Origin of the sequence: Bacillus rugosus, assembly GCF_023238245.1 — a bacterium.
GTDB lineage: Bacteria > Bacillota > Bacilli > Bacillales > Bacillaceae > Bacillus > Bacillus rugosus.
In genome coordinates, this window is sequence record NZ_CP096590.1 from 2,260,939 (window position 1) to 2,275,274 (window position 14,336).

General features: G+C 42.9%; 18 protein-coding genes. 1 reads left to right on the top strand and 17 read right to left on the bottom strand.

The features are described 5' to 3' along the window. Positions 1–18: 18 nt before the first annotated feature. The 16 genes from cheR to M0696_RS11295 all read right to left on the bottom strand — a co-directional run bounded on the left by cheR (position 19) and on the right by M0696_RS11295 (position 13,027). A complete protein-coding gene (gene cheR / locus M0696_RS11220) occupies positions 19–789 on the bottom strand; it encodes a protein-glutamate O-methyltransferase (protein ID WP_222143074.1) in 771 nt (256 codons plus the stop codon). A 236-nt stretch (positions 790–1,025) separates the two neighbouring features. Then, complete coding sequence (gene ndk, locus M0696_RS11225; protein WP_079287909.1) at positions 1,026–1,475, bottom strand: nucleoside-diphosphate kinase; 450 nt, start codon at positions 1,473–1,475, stop codon at positions 1,026–1,028. 115 nt (positions 1,476–1,590) lie between these two features. Then, complete coding sequence (hepT, locus tag M0696_RS11230) at positions 1,591–2,553, bottom strand: heptaprenyl diphosphate synthase component II (protein WP_003246013.1); 963 nt, start codon at positions 2,551–2,553, stop codon at positions 1,591–1,593. A gap of 25 nt (positions 2,554–2,578) precedes the next feature. Beyond that, positions 2,579–3,280: a demethylmenaquinone methyltransferase gene (menG, locus tag M0696_RS11235; RefSeq protein ID WP_166851315.1), complete on the bottom strand. Its 702-nt coding sequence runs from the start codon at positions 3,278–3,280 to the stop codon at positions 2,579–2,581. Between the two features lie 6 nt (positions 3,281–3,286). Continuing rightward, positions 3,287–4,042: a heptaprenyl diphosphate synthase component 1 gene (gene hepS, locus M0696_RS11240; RefSeq protein ID WP_064812849.1), complete on the bottom strand. Its 756-nt coding sequence runs from the start codon at positions 4,040–4,042 to the stop codon at positions 3,287–3,289. A gap of 163 nt (positions 4,043–4,205) precedes the next feature. Beyond that, positions 4,206–4,433, bottom strand: a complete 228-nt coding sequence (gene mtrB, locus M0696_RS11245; protein WP_003230576.1) for a trp RNA-binding attenuation protein MtrB — start codon at positions 4,431–4,433, stop codon at positions 4,206–4,208. Positions 4,434–4,454: 21 nt separating this feature from the next. After that, positions 4,455–5,027 carry a GTP cyclohydrolase I FolE gene (folE, locus tag M0696_RS11250; RefSeq protein WP_019714786.1) on the bottom strand — a complete coding sequence of 191 codons (573 nt, stop codon included), beginning with the start codon at positions 5,025–5,027 and terminating at the stop codon, positions 4,455–4,457. A gap of 188 nt (positions 5,028–5,215) precedes the next feature. After that, entirely contained in the window at positions 5,216–5,494 is a 279-nt protein-coding gene (hbs, locus tag M0696_RS11255) for a non-specific DNA-binding protein Hbs (RefSeq protein WP_003153447.1), read from the bottom strand. Between the two features lie 374 nt (positions 5,495–5,868). Then, on the bottom strand, positions 5,869–7,347 hold the full coding sequence (gene spoIVA, locus M0696_RS11260) for a stage IV sporulation protein A (RefSeq protein WP_222143076.1): 1,479 nt from the start codon (positions 7,345–7,347) through the stop codon (positions 5,869–5,871). Positions 7,348–7,535: 188 nt separating this feature from the next. Beyond that, positions 7,536–8,264 (bottom strand): hypothetical protein, encoded by a 729-nt coding sequence (locus M0696_RS11265; protein ID WP_248601961.1) that lies wholly within the window; start codon positions 8,262–8,264, stop codon positions 7,536–7,538. A 21-nt stretch (positions 8,265–8,285) separates the two neighbouring features. After that, a complete protein-coding gene (locus M0696_RS11270) occupies positions 8,286–8,489 on the bottom strand; it encodes a DUF2768 domain-containing protein (RefSeq protein ID WP_003225508.1) in 204 nt (67 codons plus the stop codon). 338 nt (positions 8,490–8,827) lie between these two features. Beyond that, a complete protein-coding gene (locus tag M0696_RS11275) occupies positions 8,828–9,865 on the bottom strand; it encodes an NAD(P)H-dependent glycerol-3-phosphate dehydrogenase (RefSeq protein ID WP_222143078.1) in 1,038 nt (345 codons plus the stop codon). Positions 9,866–9,882: 17 nt separating this feature from the next. Next, complete coding sequence (gene der / locus M0696_RS11280) at positions 9,883–11,193, bottom strand: ribosome biogenesis GTPase Der (RefSeq protein ID WP_166851303.1); 1,311 nt, start codon at positions 11,191–11,193, stop codon at positions 9,883–9,885. Between the two features lie 153 nt (positions 11,194–11,346). After that, complete coding sequence (locus tag M0696_RS11285) at positions 11,347–11,541, bottom strand: capping complex subunit for YIEGIA (protein ID WP_004398137.1); 195 nt, start codon at positions 11,539–11,541, stop codon at positions 11,347–11,349. Then, complete coding sequence (locus tag M0696_RS11290; RefSeq protein ID WP_166851301.1) at positions 11,538–12,431, bottom strand: YIEGIA family protein; 894 nt, start codon at positions 12,429–12,431, stop codon at positions 11,538–11,540. The genes M0696_RS11285 and M0696_RS11290 overlap by 4 nt, the downstream gene beginning before the upstream one ends. After that, positions 12,428–13,027 (bottom strand): YphA family membrane protein, encoded by a 600-nt coding sequence (locus M0696_RS11295; RefSeq protein WP_166851298.1) that lies wholly within the window; start codon positions 13,025–13,027, stop codon positions 12,428–12,430. The genes M0696_RS11290 and M0696_RS11295 overlap by 4 nt, the downstream gene beginning before the upstream one ends. A gap of 77 nt (positions 13,028–13,104) precedes the next feature. Between M0696_RS11295 and M0696_RS11300 the strand changes: the two genes are divergently transcribed. Further along, positions 13,105–13,236 (top strand): YpzI family protein, encoded by a 132-nt coding sequence (locus M0696_RS11300; RefSeq protein ID WP_003225499.1) that lies wholly within the window; start codon positions 13,105–13,107, stop codon positions 13,234–13,236. Positions 13,237–13,278: 42 nt separating this feature from the next. Here the strand turns inward: M0696_RS11300 and fni are convergent, their stop codons facing one another. After that, entirely contained in the window at positions 13,279–14,328 is a 1,050-nt protein-coding gene (fni, locus tag M0696_RS11305; RefSeq protein ID WP_248601962.1) for a type 2 isopentenyl-diphosphate Delta-isomerase, read from the bottom strand. Positions 14,329–14,336: the final 8 nt, after the last annotated feature.

Sequence of the window (14,336 nt, forward strand, 5' to 3'; positions counted from 1 at the left end):
TTTCAGCAAAAAGTCAGTCTATCTTTTTTGATAAAAGAATGTATCGGCTGGAGCCAGACCAAATTTCTCCGGATTGAAAATTTGCTCGGTGCTGCCGACAAAAAGAACTCCATTCTTTTTCAAGCTTCGTGCCATTTTTAAATAAAGCTCTTCCTTCGCGCTTTCTGTAAAATAAATAAATACATTGCGGCACACGATTAAGTCAAAATCTTGTTCATAACGATCAGCCAGCAGATTGTGCTTTTTGAATGTAATATTCTTTTTGATTTCCGGTTTTACTTCATAATTTCTATTTTCGTTTTGATTAAAATAACGATCCTTCACAGATGGAGGCACTTCCTGTAAAGACCTCTCCTGATAGACGCCTTTTTTCGCTTTCTCCAATGCTTTTTCATCAATATCAGTCGCCAAGATCTGAAAGCCAGGAAGACCTTTTTGCTGATCCAAAAGCATGGCAAGCGTGTAAGGCTCCTCACCCGTTGAGCAGGCGGCACTCCATATCTTTAATGGCTTAGAGTTCTTGATTAACGGCAGAATAGCAGTCTCCAGAACTTCCCATCTTTTATAATTACGATAAAATTCTGAAACATTGATCGTCATTCTGTCCAATGTTTCATTTAAGAGGACTTGATCTTTTTCCAATGCCTCCGCAAAGTCCTTAAAGCTTTGAAACCCCTTTTTCTCATAAAGCGACGTCAGTCTTCTTTTCATTTGCGCTTCTTTATATAATGTCAAATCGACTCCGGTTAATTGTTTCCATTTCGTTGTAAATACGCTGTATGTATCCATCTCTACTCTCCCAGTCTCGCTGTCTTTTTGTCCTAGTATAGCTTGTTTTATCAGTAAATTGTATTGTTTCAATAAAAAAATCAGCTTTGCAGCTGATTTTAGATCGTCGGGAAAGACAGAAGTCTGATGCAACCTGCCATTAAACCCTTTATTCACTTTAATGTAAACCTTTACAAAATAAATCAAAAACCGGCGGCGTTACTTGATGCCGGCTCTGTTACTTATTTTCACAAAGATTAATAGATCCAGCCTGCCATGAGCTGTTGATATGATACTAATTCTTCATTCTTAAAGAAAATGTTAATCTCGCGTTCTGCACTTTCGAGAGAATCAGAGCCGTGGATGATGTTTTTTCCGACAAACATGCCATAATCTCCCCGAATCGTACCAGGCAAAGCTTCTTTAGGATTGGTCTTTCCGATCAGCTGTCTCGTTACCTCTATGACATTCTCGCCTTCCCAAACCATTGCGAATACAGGTCCTGAAGTAATAAACTCAACGAGTTCTCCGAAGAAAGGCTTCCCTTGATGTTCGGCGTAATGTTTCTCAGCCATTGGTTCAGTCACTCTCATTAACTTGGCACCAGCTAATTGTAAGCCCTTACGTTCGAATCTGGATAAAATATCCCCAATGAGCTGACGTTGGACACCGTCTGGTTTCACCATGATAAAAGTCTTTTCCATCACATTCTCCACCCCATCATTATGTATGTATAGGCTTTCACACTGCACACCGAAATCGTAACATCTTTCTGATAATTAATCAATCCGGGGCGGAGAAATTTAATAATATCTACAAAAATTAAAATTTTCTTTTACCGATATATTTTGCGATAGCCGCAAGAGACGAACGTGCACGCCCTCTCGGAAGCGTGTTTAATTTCTGGAAAGCTTTCTGCAGATACATTTCGCTTACTGCCATAGAAGCTTCAATCGCATCTGTTTTTTTGATTTCCTCAATGATTGGTTCAAGTTGTTCCTGTGTTGTCTCGCTGTTAATCAATTTAAGCTGATTCTTTAATGCTGGATTTTTCAGAGCATACAGCACTGGCAATGTGACATTCCCTTGAAGCAAATCTCCTCCAACGGGTTTGCCCAGCTCTTCTTCTGTTGAAGTAAAGTCAAGGATATCATCGATGATTTGATAAGACATGCCGACGTAATACCCAAACCAGTACAGCGCCTTATGAATCTTTTCATCAGCTCCGGACGCAATGGCACCGAGCTGGCAGCTGACCGCGATCAGGAGAGCCGTTTTTCTTTTGATGCGGCGGAGATACGTTCGGAGATTTTGTTCCATGTTGTATTTGTCTTTGATCTGTTCGATTTCCCCCAGACAAACTTCAACGATTGTTTGTGACAAAATCCTATGGGCTTTCGGTTCATTAATTCTCGTCATCATTTCAAGAGATCCCGCAAGCATATAATCGCCTGTGTACATCGCAATGCGATTATCCCATTTTGCTTTGATTGTCGGCTTTCCTCTGCGAAGCTCCGCATCATCAATGACATCATCATGAACTAAAGATGCCATGTGAATCATTTCCAGAGTGACGGCGACATATTTAATCTTATTAATATCGTAATCGCCAAACATGCCGGAAAGCAGCACGAAAACGGGCCGAATACGTTTCCCTCCGGCCTGCAGCAGGTGAAGACCCGCCTCGCTTAAAAGCGGGTAATCGGAACGTACGGTTTGTTCAAGTTCTCTTTCGATTACATCAATATCGTCATTTAAAAAAGAGTAGGCCATTTTAAATTTCATATCATTCACCCAAACATCTGTGTTTTCATTTCCATCCGATATGCGTGGCAGCGACTCCGCCAGTAAACGAATGATATTTGACATTTTTCAGGCCCGCCTCTTCAAACAGGCCTGCCAATTCCTTCATTCCAGGGAATTCTCTGGCTGATTCTTGAAGCCAAGAATATTCTTTATAGCTCTTCGCAAACAGTTTCCCGAAAAACGGCATAATATACTTAAAGTACATAAAGTAAGCCTGTCTGAACCCAAACATTTCCGGCTGGGACGTTTCCAGGCATACTACTTGGCCGCCCGGCTTTACCACACGTCTCATCTCTTTCAATACGGTCAAGTAATCAGGGACATTGCGAAGTCCGAAACCAATCGTGACATAATCAAATGTATCATCTTCAAAAGGAAGCTCCATCGCATTTCCGTGCAGCAATTCAATTTGACTGAATCCGCCGTTTTTTACTTTCTGCTGTCCGACACTCAGCATATTTTCACTGAAATCCAAGCCCTTGATCTCGCCGCTTTTCCCGGCTGCTTTTGCAAGAGCGATCGTCCAGTCAGCCGTTCCGCAACAGACATCAAGCGCTTTGGCGCCTTCTTTTACATCCATGATGCGCATCGTTTTTTCGCGCCATTTTTTATGCTGCTGAAAACTGATGACAGAGTTCATTTGGTCGTAGTTTTTAGATATTTTTTCAAATACTCCATGAACGCGCTGTTCTTTTGATTCTTGCATAATGGTTTACCCTTCTTCCACTTTCTGATGATAGGTTTGATCTTGGCTGATTGTCTTCAGACGGTTTAATAAAATGTGCTGAATAGGTGAATTTAGAGGCAAAAGTGACTCAATGCTGTTTTTCGCTTTTTTAAAACAATCTTCTAATATCTCTTCTTTTGTTTTTCCCAGCTGTATAAAACTGCCGATCACATCCAGAAATGTATCATTTCCGTTCATCAGCCGCTTAAATACAAAAAAATCACTCGACAGCTTTTTCCAGCGCGGGAGGTTAAAGTGTTCCGCCACCCGATGGAATAAAGCTGATTCAACGATGCCGACACTTTCGAAAAAATCATGTTCGTCCTTGAAAGAACGGTCATATAGACGAATTTTATGTTCATTGATTTCTTTGATGGCTGTAGCAAGCGTCCGAATCATATAGATATCCTTCATTTCAGATAGTAAAGAGTAGTACAGCCCGCTGAAATAATCGCCTGCGAGTACAGTCAATTGGCGGTTTTTGTTTTCGTCTCGTTTTATGACTCTGGCTGTCGTCACTTCATCATGGGTATCAAGGGCGCTTTGTACAAGCATCGCTGTTACAATATAATTTTCTCTGTCATTGTTTTTTATGTCAGCTTCTTCAAATAAAGCATGAAAAAGAAGAAGCTTATCCTCATCAATTTTTGGCGCAGAAATATGCTTCGCTAAATAAGGATGAGACAGCTTTTGTTTTAATTTCGTGTTCAGATTGGCTAAAGTTCCGTAGATGTCTTGCAAAAATATCACCCTTGTCCCCAAATTCACATTTATTTCTTAATCTATGTATGAGTTTTATTTTTTCATTCACTTACGCAGGTATCATTATAGCATAAAAAAAAGAAATTGGCTGTATCCTCCCGCTGTTTGCGAACATTTGCTTTTAACAGCGGGGACAGCCAGCTTATTTTTTTTCGCTTTTCATTTCTCCATATGCGGTTTGGATGAGTGCCTCTCCTCTGACTTTAATGGCAGAAGTATGCTCTGTGAACTGAGCGATGATTACCTCTCCCTTGTCGAGTTTTTCGGAATGGTGAAACTTTGTGTCTGTTCCTCTTGTCAGGCCGATCACATTCACTCCGTCCTCAACCGCTTTAATGACGACAAAGTCACTTGAATGCTTTTGGTTCATTTATAGCACCCTCTATCTTTATTAGTCCTGGCGTTTAATATGTTCCAATACTTCAGCGCGGGCAGCAGCATCATCTTTGAAAACGCCTCTGACTGCTGAAGTGACAGTTTTTGCACCCGGTTTTCTTACACCGCGCATCGTCATGCACATGTGTTCTGCTTCAACCACTACCATTACGCCGTACGGATCAAGCGTTTCTACGATGCTTTCCGCAATTGTAGACGTGATGCGTTCCTGAAGCTGCGGACGCTTTGCAACGGCTTCAACGGCACGTGCCAGTTTGCTGAGCCCTGTGACCTTTCCGCCTCGCGGTATATATGCAACGTGTGCTTTTCCATAAAAGGGAACAAGGTGATGCTCACACATAGAATGAAACGCGATATCTTTTACAAGAACAAGCTCCTCATGGTTTTCACCGAAGATAGTCTGGAAATGTTCTTTTGGATCTTCATTTAAGCCGGAGAATACTTCGGCGTACATCTTTGCGACTCTTTTCGGAGTATCAAGAAGCCCTTCTCTATTCGGGTCTTCTCCGATCGCTTCTAAAATTTGACGAACAGCTTGTTCGATTTGCTCTTTATTAACTTCTTTCATGTTCTATGTCCTCCACCAATGAATACATTTAATTTCGATTCTAGCACACATGCCCCGCTAAAAGCAAAGTGAATGCCCTGTCAGGAAGCCCATGCTCTTGGAAATATGAAAAGCCCCTTAGAAAGGGGCTTTTCTGTGAAGAAATAAAGTGTATGTAAGCTAGATGCATACACGATCTATATTCACAATTATTTTCCGGCAACTGCATCTTTAAGCGCTTTACCTGGTTTGAAAGCAGGTACTTTGCTTGCTGGAATTTCGATTTCTTCACCTGTTTGAGGGTTGCGTCCTTTACGTGCAGAACGTTCGCGCACCTCGAAGTTACCAAAACCGATCAGTTGGATTTTATCACCGTTTTTAAGTGCATCTAAGATCGTATCAAAAACAGAGTCAACTGCTTTTGTAGCGTCCTTTTTAGACAATTCGCTTGCTTCAGCAACCGCATTGATAAGTTCTGTTTTGTTCATGCCTTTCACCTCCTCCCAAAAGGAATACATTCAGTTCGTTTATTATCATTTCTTCACAGTTCAGTCTGATTCTAAACCTGTCTCAGAAAAAAATCAGAGCAGGCAAGAGAAAGACAATTAAACGGCTTTTTAAGAAAAACTGCACTCTGAGGAATGTTTGTCCAACAAAGTGAAGAATTTCTGTATGTAGAGTAACACATATAAAAAGCCATATCAAGCATTTTAAAGCGTCAATCCCTTGCTCGTCAAGGATTTAACGTGATTTATCGAACAAATATTCCTTTTTTTCCTTTTTTCATCCTATTCCTTGATCCTTTTCCATTATTAAGAGAAAAGAAAAAAGACCTCCCATTCAATAAAGAGGCCTTCCGGTATTACAGGATGATGGCGATTAAGCCGCCTGAACCTTCGTTTATAATTCTTTCTAACGTTTCTTTTAATTTGTACCGTGCGTTTTCAGGCATTAATGACAGCTTTGCCTGAATCCCTTCTCTCACAATTGAGCTCAGTGATCTTCCGAAGATATCGGAGTTCCAGATGGAGAGCGGATCATCCTCAAAGTCCTGCATTAAATAGCGTACAAGCTCTTCGCTTTGTTTTTCCGTTCCGATAATCGGCGCGAATTCGCTTTCGACGTCTACTTTAATCATATGGATCGACGGAGCGACAGCCTTCAGCCTCACACCGAATCGTGAGCCCTGCCGTATAATTTCCGGCTCATCGAGACTCATATCAGCTAAAGCAGGCGCTGCAATGCCGTATCCCGTCTGTTTGACCATTTTTAAGGCATCGGACACTTGATCATATTCTGTTTTCGCATGAGAAAAGTCTTGCATGAGCTCAAGGAGATGGTCTCTTCCTCTGATTTCAACACCAACCACTTCTTTCAGGATTTGATCATATAATTGGTCCGGCGCATACAAATCAATTTCAGCTACCCCTTGGCCCAGCTCGATTCCGGCTAATCCCGCACTTTCAATGAACTCAAACTCGCTGAATTGGCCGACAACCCTGTCTACATCCCGGAGACGCTTAATATCCTTAACAGTTTCCTTTACGGATTCCTGATAGCTTTCACGCAGCCAATGGTTTTCTTTCAGCACCATTACCCAGCTTGGGAGATTGACATTCACTTCAAGCACTGGAAACTCGTAGAGGGCCTCTCTGAGCACATTCAGCACATCTGATTCCCGCATGCTTTCAACGCTCATTGCCAATACCGGGATATCATATTTTTCGCTTAAATCCTGACGCATGGCTTCTGTTTCCGGGTGATACGGCCTGACTGAATTGATGACCATAATAAAGGGTTTGCCAACCTCTTTCAGCTCTTCAATAACTCTTTCTTCAGCCTCTATATAGTCACTTCTGGCGATATCTCCAATGGTGCCGTCAGTCGTAATGACAACTCCGATGGTCGAGTGTTCTTGAATGACTTTTCGTGTGCCGATTTCAGCAGCCTCATGAAATGGGATCGGTTCTTCGTACCATGGCGTGTTGATCATCCGCGGCCCGTTTTCATCTTCATATCCTTTTGCGCCGGGCACTGTGTAACCTACACAATCTACTAATCTTATATTGACATCGAGTCCGTCTGACACGTGAACAGACATCGCCTGATTCGGAACAAATTTAGGCTCGGTAGTCATAATCGTCTTGCCGGCTGCGCTCTGCGGAAGTTCATCCTGCGCACGGGCCCGGTCTGCTTCGTTACTGATATTCGGGAGCACCACAAGCTCCATAAATTTTTTAATGAACGTGGATTTTCCTGTACGGACAGCACCTACGACTCCTAAGTATATATCGCCTCCTGTTCGTTCAGCGATATCCTTGAAAATATCGACCTTTTCCAAGTGATCCCCTCCCGGACTTCCTATCCTTATCAATTTTATTAAGCTCTTTCAATCAAACACAGGACACTATATGTGTATGACGTTGTCCTATTTCAATATGACAACTTTAGAAAATTTCCCATCCTCAATCTATTAAAGTATAAAAAAACCTTTCTCCCTATTTGTATGCACGGGAAAAAGGTTCATTCCTATTTCATATCATTTTCTAAAAAAACAGGTTCCTGTTTGTCATTTACCGTATATTTCACAGAAAACGCGGGGACAAAGGGGGTTTCTTGCCAAATCATATCCTGGATTTCAGACCCGGGTTTAAACGTTTTTTTGCTTTTTTTGAGGCAAGAAGCCAGCTCAGTCCGGTAATCGGCATATATTTCTCCGTCTCCGTCAATCATAAGCGGCAGAGAATTCCCTGAGATTGGGCTTGTCACTGTAAGAGAGCTTCCATCTCCCAGCTTCTTCTCATCAAGTGTAAATAAATCACGTGATAGCACATCCTTGTAAGGCGGATATTGATGCTCCTGGCGGTACATTTGGACACGCATTTTTACGTCGCGGATTTTTTCAGCCATCTTTAGATCAATCAATTTAACAGTTGGATCGTTCTCTACGTCAACAAGCACGTATTGATAGTCTCCCCCGCTTTCATATGCCGTGCTTGGAGGTTCGGCCATATATCTCGGCGCTAAACGGTTAAAGTCTATCGGATACTTTTGATATAGCGGTGTCGACATATCTTTTGTTTGAATGGGAAGCAGCCCTCCATTTGCCTTTTGAAATTCATCAACAGCAGACTGGACCTGCTTTAGCTGGTCCTGATAAGGAATGGCATGTACACTGCTTTTCCGCTCATTTGGATATAAACAGCCTGATAAAAACACGACTGCCGCAAAAATCATAGCGCACTTCAGTTTACCCATACAGCACTTCCTTTTACAGCTTTATTCATTGACAGGGCCGCTGAATACCACGACAAACACAATAATTCCAGATATGAGCATACACATGAAAGCGAATGACGAAACCGCAATCTTCAGAAAACGGTTTTGGCACTTAAAACGGCTTAAATAGATGGAAGCTACAGCCAGAAACATCAGACCCATGGACCCTAGTGCAAACCACATTTTCATCAATGCCAGACTCAATGACCTGCGCCTCCCTAATATGTATGATGTAAGCGTTATATTTTAATTTTAATATACAGCCCGGGAAAAGATCAACCAGATTTTCCATCCTTTGATAGAACAAAAAAACTGAAGCAAAGAGGGGGACCTTCGCTTCAGTCAACTTGACTATATTCACCTGCACGTTTAAGAAACACTCTCTTGGACTTCGATGCTATAGTATGCGACTTGGCATACAGATGCATCCTCTATTGCCTAAATCGGCAAAATGTTTCAGGATATCCCAAGACCTGGGTGTCCTTCTGTTTTTCGGGCTTTCGTTCAAATAAGATATGCGATCTCCTATACGATTGACACTTTTACTTCACTTGATTTTCAAACGTATTGACAAGATCCTCCATCTCGTGGGTTTTCCCTCTTGCCATTAAAGATTCAACAGCAGTTTCCACTTTTTGTCCGTTAAATAGTACTTGATGGAGTGCTTCTGTAATCGGCATTTTCACATCATATTTCTTCGAAAGCTGGTAAGCCGCTTTTGTCGTGCGGACGCCTTCGACTACCATTCCCATCTCTTCAAGAACGTCTTCAAGCTTGTACCCTTTTCCGAGCAAATTGCCGGCACGCCAGTTTCTGGAATGAACACTTGTGCACGTCACAATCAGATCGCCTACTCCTGTCAATCCAGAAAACGTCAGGGGATTCCCGCCCATTTTCGTTCCAAGTCTCGCGATTTCGGCAAGTCCGCGAGTAATCAAAGCAGCTTTGGCATTGTCACCATACCCTAAACCGTCTGTGATTCCTGCGGCGAGGGCAATAATATTTTTTAAAGCCCCCCCGATTTCAACTCCGATAACGTCAGGGTTTGTGTAAACCCGGAAATTGTGATTAATAAATAAATCCTGCACCTCTTCTGCTGCCCGCATGCTCTTTGAAGATGCAGTAACTGTCGTCGGATGCCGTAGTCCCACTTCTTCCGCATGGCTTGGTCCGGAAAGGACAACAATATCTTTTCTGACATCGCCAGGGAGCTCAATTTCCATAATCTCAGAAATGCGCAGGAGTGAATCCGGCTCTATGCCCTTGCTGACATGAACAAAGACTGCCTTTTTCGTTATAAAAGGCACAGCCTGTCTCAACACTTCCCGAATCGCTTTTGTCGGAACCGCAACGATTATGAAATCTGCGTCCGAAACAGCTTTCCCTATATCCGTTGTTGCCTCTAATGATTCTGGAAGCTTGACGTTCGGCAAATAATCCTTATTTTCATGCTGATCATTGATTTGATGAATCAGATCTGCACGGTGCCCCCACATGGTTACATCGTGATGATTATCGGCTAACACTAAAGCCAATGCCGTCCCCCAGCTTCCCGCTCCGAGCATAGTGACTCTTTTCATATTTGCTTCACACCTTTTTATTTTCTAGCTCTTGCAAATATTTTGATTGGTGTCCCCTCAAAACCGAACGCATCTCTGATTCGGTTTTCCAAAAAGCGTTCGTACGAAAAATGCATCAATTCCGGATCGTTTACAAACACAACGAAACTCGGCGGCTTCACCGACACTTGAGTTGCGTAATAAATCTTCAAGCGGGAACCGTTATGAGTCGGCGTCGGGTTCATTGCCACAGCATCCATAATGACATCATTCAAGACATTCGTTTGAACTCGAAGCGAATGGTTTTCGCTTGCTTTGATAATCGCAGGCATGAGCGTATGAATCCGCTTTGTCGTTAAGGCTGACATGAATAGGATTGGCGCATAATCAAGAAATTGAAAATGATCACGGATATTTTCTTCAAATTCTTTCATCGTGCTTTCATCTTTGTCAACAGCATCCCATTTGTTTACGACGATCACGACGGCCTTGCCCGCTTCGTGTGCATAACCGGCGATACGCTTGTCCTGTTCAATAATGCCTTCTTCGCCATCCAGCACAACCGCGACGACTTCAGAGCGGTCAATTGCTTTCAGAGCCCGCAGCACACTGTACTTTTCAGTCGTTTCATAGACTTTTCCTTTTTTTCGCATACCGGCAGTATCGACAATGACAAACTCCTGCTGGTTGTACGTAAATGCCGTATCAACAGCATCTCTTGTCGTTCCCGCCACATTGCTCACAATGACGCGTTCCTCGCCGAGCATCGCGTTCACAAGTGAGGACTTTCCGACATTCGGGCGTCCGATCAGGCAAAATTGAACAACTTCTTCATCATATTTCGTTTCGGGAATGTTTTTAAAATGCTCTGCAACGGCATCCAGTAAATCACCCAGTCCGAGTCCGTGTGTTCCCGAAATTGGATACGGCTCGCCAAAGCCAAGCGAATAAAAATCATAAACATTCGCTCTCATTTCTGTGTTATCCAGTTTATTAACTGCCAAAACAACAGGCTTTTTCGTGCGGTACAAAATTTTTGCTACTTCTTCATCAGCAGCTGTTACGCCTTCACGGCCATTCACCATAAAAATAATGACGTCCGCTTCATCCATGGCGATTTCAGCCTGCTGGCGAATTTGCGCTAAGAACGGCTCATCACCGATATCAATACCGCCAGTATCAATCAAATTAAAATCATAATTCAGCCATTCAGCCGAGCTGTATATCCGATCCCTTGTCACTCCAGGGGTATCTTCTACTATTGAAATTCTTTCTCCCGCAATCCGGTTAAAGATTGTGGATTTTCCTACATTTGGTCTCCCGACAATGGCTACGACAGGTTTACCCATAGTACCCTTCCTTTCGATCCAGCCGCTTTCATTTTTACATAAATTTTCAACCGGTTATTAAAATCATTTCATTCACTTTTATGAAAAGAAACCCTTCAGAGGAAGGGCTTAACTCATTTATTATATCAGTTTTTACTGGGATCACAACTATTCTTAGAAATGTTTCACGATCAAATACACGTCATCTCCAATTCTATGCGCTATTCCATCAAGGATCGCCTCAAGATTTTTAGCGAAAAGCTCCATCTCCTTTTGGTCATTGCAAAAAAAGACAGGCGCTCCCCCCGCAGCCCGGTTTCGGTTCGTCGTGATCACAGACAAAATCACTTTTGTGAGAGATTCGCTCATCCTATCACCTTATCCTGTTTCTTGATAAATTCTGTCGGCATTCTGATCGCGTTTTCCAAGGTTGGAACATTGCTGATGATCTGAACAGCCGTTTCGGGGTGGTTAATTTGCGGCAGTACAAAGACTGCCACTCTCCCATCATTTAAATCACGTTTTGCGATGGGTGTCAAAGACGGCTCGCCTGAATCCCGATAAACCCCGAGCACATTGGATACATCAAATAAAATCGCCTGACGCTGCCCTAAATTGGCGATCGTCGCTGCTGAATTAAAGTTTTTCGGCGTTAAAATAAACCCCATACCATGCTTTAAAATCAGCTCTTGTTTCTCCGGAAGCCCGATATTCATCATATAAATATTATCAACAAACAGTCCCGGACCGTCAAAGTGAGGCTTTATGTACTCGATGTCTACAATATCCTTCAGCACACTGCCCGACATAAATTTCATTGCCAGCAAAAAACAAACAATAGCCGCTATGACTGCAGCCCAAATGGATAAAAACACATACGCAGAGGTTGTTAAAAGCGCTGTAAAGATCACGATATAATTTCTGCTTTCAAACGCAATAGCAATTCCCTCAATATATGTGCTTCCCCTTGAGACAAGTTCATACGAATCCATTTGCGTCAGCGTGTTCCGCTCCATGTTTCGGACATCTCTAAATTGTGTCGCTGCTAACGTTAAAAATGTGATGGCCGTAAATTCCTCCTGCAAAAGCGCCGGCATAATAATTGCCCCTAACCCAGCAGCTATCAGCCCTAGTGCGATGTGAATCACTTTCCCATGAACATAGGTCGGATACTGGCGGTAATCCGTTTTGAGCATATAAAGCCTTGTCGCGACTCCGGCAATGACCCCGGCAATAATCGGATAGATGTAATCACTCATGACATTTTGGTAGCTCCTTTGTTTGATCTTTTGCTTTTTTGACCAATCTGACTTGCGAGCTGTTCATATTTGGATATGCCAAACAGCAATATCATGCCCGCAGAACACGCATTCAGCCATTGAAAGCCGCCGACAGCCAAAGCCCCGGCGAACTTTTGAATCACAAATGAATACACTAGTTCACCTTGGCACATCCCTAGGACAAATAAGGCAAGCTGCTTCTCGAAATCCCTTTCAACTGAAGCTGCCAAAAGCACTATTAAAATAACGGAAGCCCACTCAGGTTTTATGATGAACCAAACCGGATCATATAATGCAAAAAGATAAACAAACGCATATCCGGCAACAAGCGTCAAATAGACCATGAGATAACGAAAACGATACATTCCCAAATACCCGGCATAGATACACCCGCAGACGAAAAACATCATATAAGCAGCATTCAGGGAAAAATATAAAGTGATGTCATGTATGCTTAAAATAATATTAGTTAAAATAAAGACAGAGACGGCAAATCGTCTTTTCGTCTTCGCAAAAATAAAGGTTGTCAGAACCCACAGAAACCACATTGACCAATAGTAATAAAATTGTTCCATTTTGCTTCCTCCTACTCCCAGTATGGAGTTCAGGCGCATTTTTTAAACAATCCATCTCAACATTAAGGAGTATGATCATGGGAAAAGACAGACAGGAGAAAAAACTCAAAGCTTCGGGCAGAGTCGAATCAGACCGGGACCAGTCCATTCACTATGACGGAGCGACAAGCCTTGAACAAAACGGAAGATTTAAAAAGCGGAAATCATAATACAAAAAGCCCAAAACTCATTAGGTTTTGGGCTTTTATCATTTATCTCACACTATAGCTGGACGTATCGATCCCTCTCTCTGTGAGCCAGTGATGGGTTTCACCTTTAATCACAAGAGGCGCCTTTTGCAAATCAGCAATCGTTCTGGCGCCCAGCACGGTCATAATCATCTTTAACTCCTCAAGGATCAGCTGAATCTCCTCAAGCAGTCCTTCCTCACCGCTATTTGTCAGCGCCTTTAAAAAGTGTCCTGCCATTCCGGTGCAAGAGGCCCCTAGCGCAATTGCCTTTGCCACATCAAGCGCATCCTGCAGGCCGCCGGAGGCAATCATTGTATTTGCGGGAAACGCAGAGCGAATTTCCGCCAAACTTGCAGCTGTCGAAATACCCCACGAGTTAAAAAAGGAGATTTCCCGCTGTCTTCGGAGATTTTCGATTTTCGAAAAATTCGTCCCCCCGTAGCCGCCAATATCAACAGCTGCAGCACCAGCTTCATACAGCTTCCCTGCTGATTCTTTGCTCATGCCAAAGCCGACTTCTTTCACAATGACTGGCACACTGACCTGGCTGCAAATTTGCTCAATGCGGTCCAGTGCGCCGCTAAAGCTTCTGTCCCCTTCAGGCATCACAATTTCCTGAATCACATTCAAGTGAATCTGCAGCGCATCTGCTTTAATCATATCAACTGCTTCCTTTGCCTGATCAGCTGTCGCCTCGCTTCCCAGATTGGCAAAAATCAGTCCGTTTGGGTTTTCCTTTCGAACGATTTCATACGAAACACGCTCTGAGGGATCTTTTAATGCTGACATCTGTGATCCGACAGCAAGAGGTATTCCAGCTTGACGAGCCGCTCGTGCAAGAGATTTATTAATTTCATATGTAAGTTGTCCGCCGCCGCCAGTCATTGCATTGATAAAAATCGGCGAACTGCTTGAAAGTTCGCCGATTTTTGTGGAAATATCTACTTGTTCTAATGCAAGATCGGGCAGACTGACATGAACAAACGTAATATCATCAAGACCTGTTTCACGCTTTTGGCCGGTGGACAGGGCATGATTGATGTGTTGTCTTTTCCGTTCTGCTCGAGTCACGTTTATCA

Excerpts from the sequence above, each read along its gene's own strand:
- folE (WP_019714786.1), bottom strand. The coding sequence starts at position 5,027 with ATGAAAGAAGTTAATAAAGAGCAAATCGAACAAGCTGTTCGTCAAATT.
- hbs (WP_003153447.1), bottom strand. The coding sequence starts at position 5,494 with ATGAACAAAACAGAACTTATCAATGCGGTTGCTGAAGCAAGCGAATTG.
- M0696_RS11265 (WP_248601961.1), bottom strand. The coding sequence starts at position 8,264 with ATGGGTAAACTGAAGTGCGCTATGATTTTTGCGGCAGTCGTGTTTTTA.
- M0696_RS11275 (WP_222143078.1), bottom strand. The coding sequence starts at position 9,865 with ATGAAAAGAGTCACTATGCTCGGAGCGGGAAGCTGGGGGACGGCATTG.
- cheR (WP_222143074.1), bottom strand. The coding sequence starts at position 789 with ATGGATACATACAGCGTATTTACAACGAAATGGAAACAATTAACCGGA.
- menG (WP_166851315.1), bottom strand. The coding sequence starts at position 3,280 with ATGCAAGAATCAAAAGAACAGCGCGTTCATGGAGTATTTGAAAAAATA.
- M0696_RS11285 (WP_004398137.1), bottom strand. The coding sequence starts at position 11,541 with ATGAGCGAATCTCTCACAAAAGTGATTTTGTCTGTGATCACGACGAAC.
- der (WP_166851303.1), bottom strand. The coding sequence starts at position 11,193 with ATGGGTAAACCTGTCGTAGCCATTGTCGGGAGACCAAATGTAGGAAAA.
- M0696_RS11300 (WP_003225499.1), top strand. The coding sequence starts at position 13,105 with ATGGGAAAAGACAGACAGGAGAAAAAACTCAAAGCTTCGGGCAGAGTC.
- hepT (WP_003246013.1), bottom strand. The coding sequence starts at position 2,553 with ATGAAATTTAAAATGGCCTACTCTTTTTTAAATGACGATATTGATGTA.
- mtrB (WP_003230576.1), bottom strand. The coding sequence starts at position 4,433 with ATGAACCAAAAGCATTCAAGTGACTTTGTCGTCATTAAAGCGGTTGAG.
- M0696_RS11290 (WP_166851301.1), bottom strand. The coding sequence starts at position 12,431 with ATGAGTGATTACATCTATCCGATTATTGCCGGGGTCATTGCCGGAGTC.
- M0696_RS11295 (WP_166851298.1), bottom strand. The coding sequence starts at position 13,027 with ATGGAACAATTTTATTACTATTGGTCAATGTGGTTTCTGTGGGTTCTG.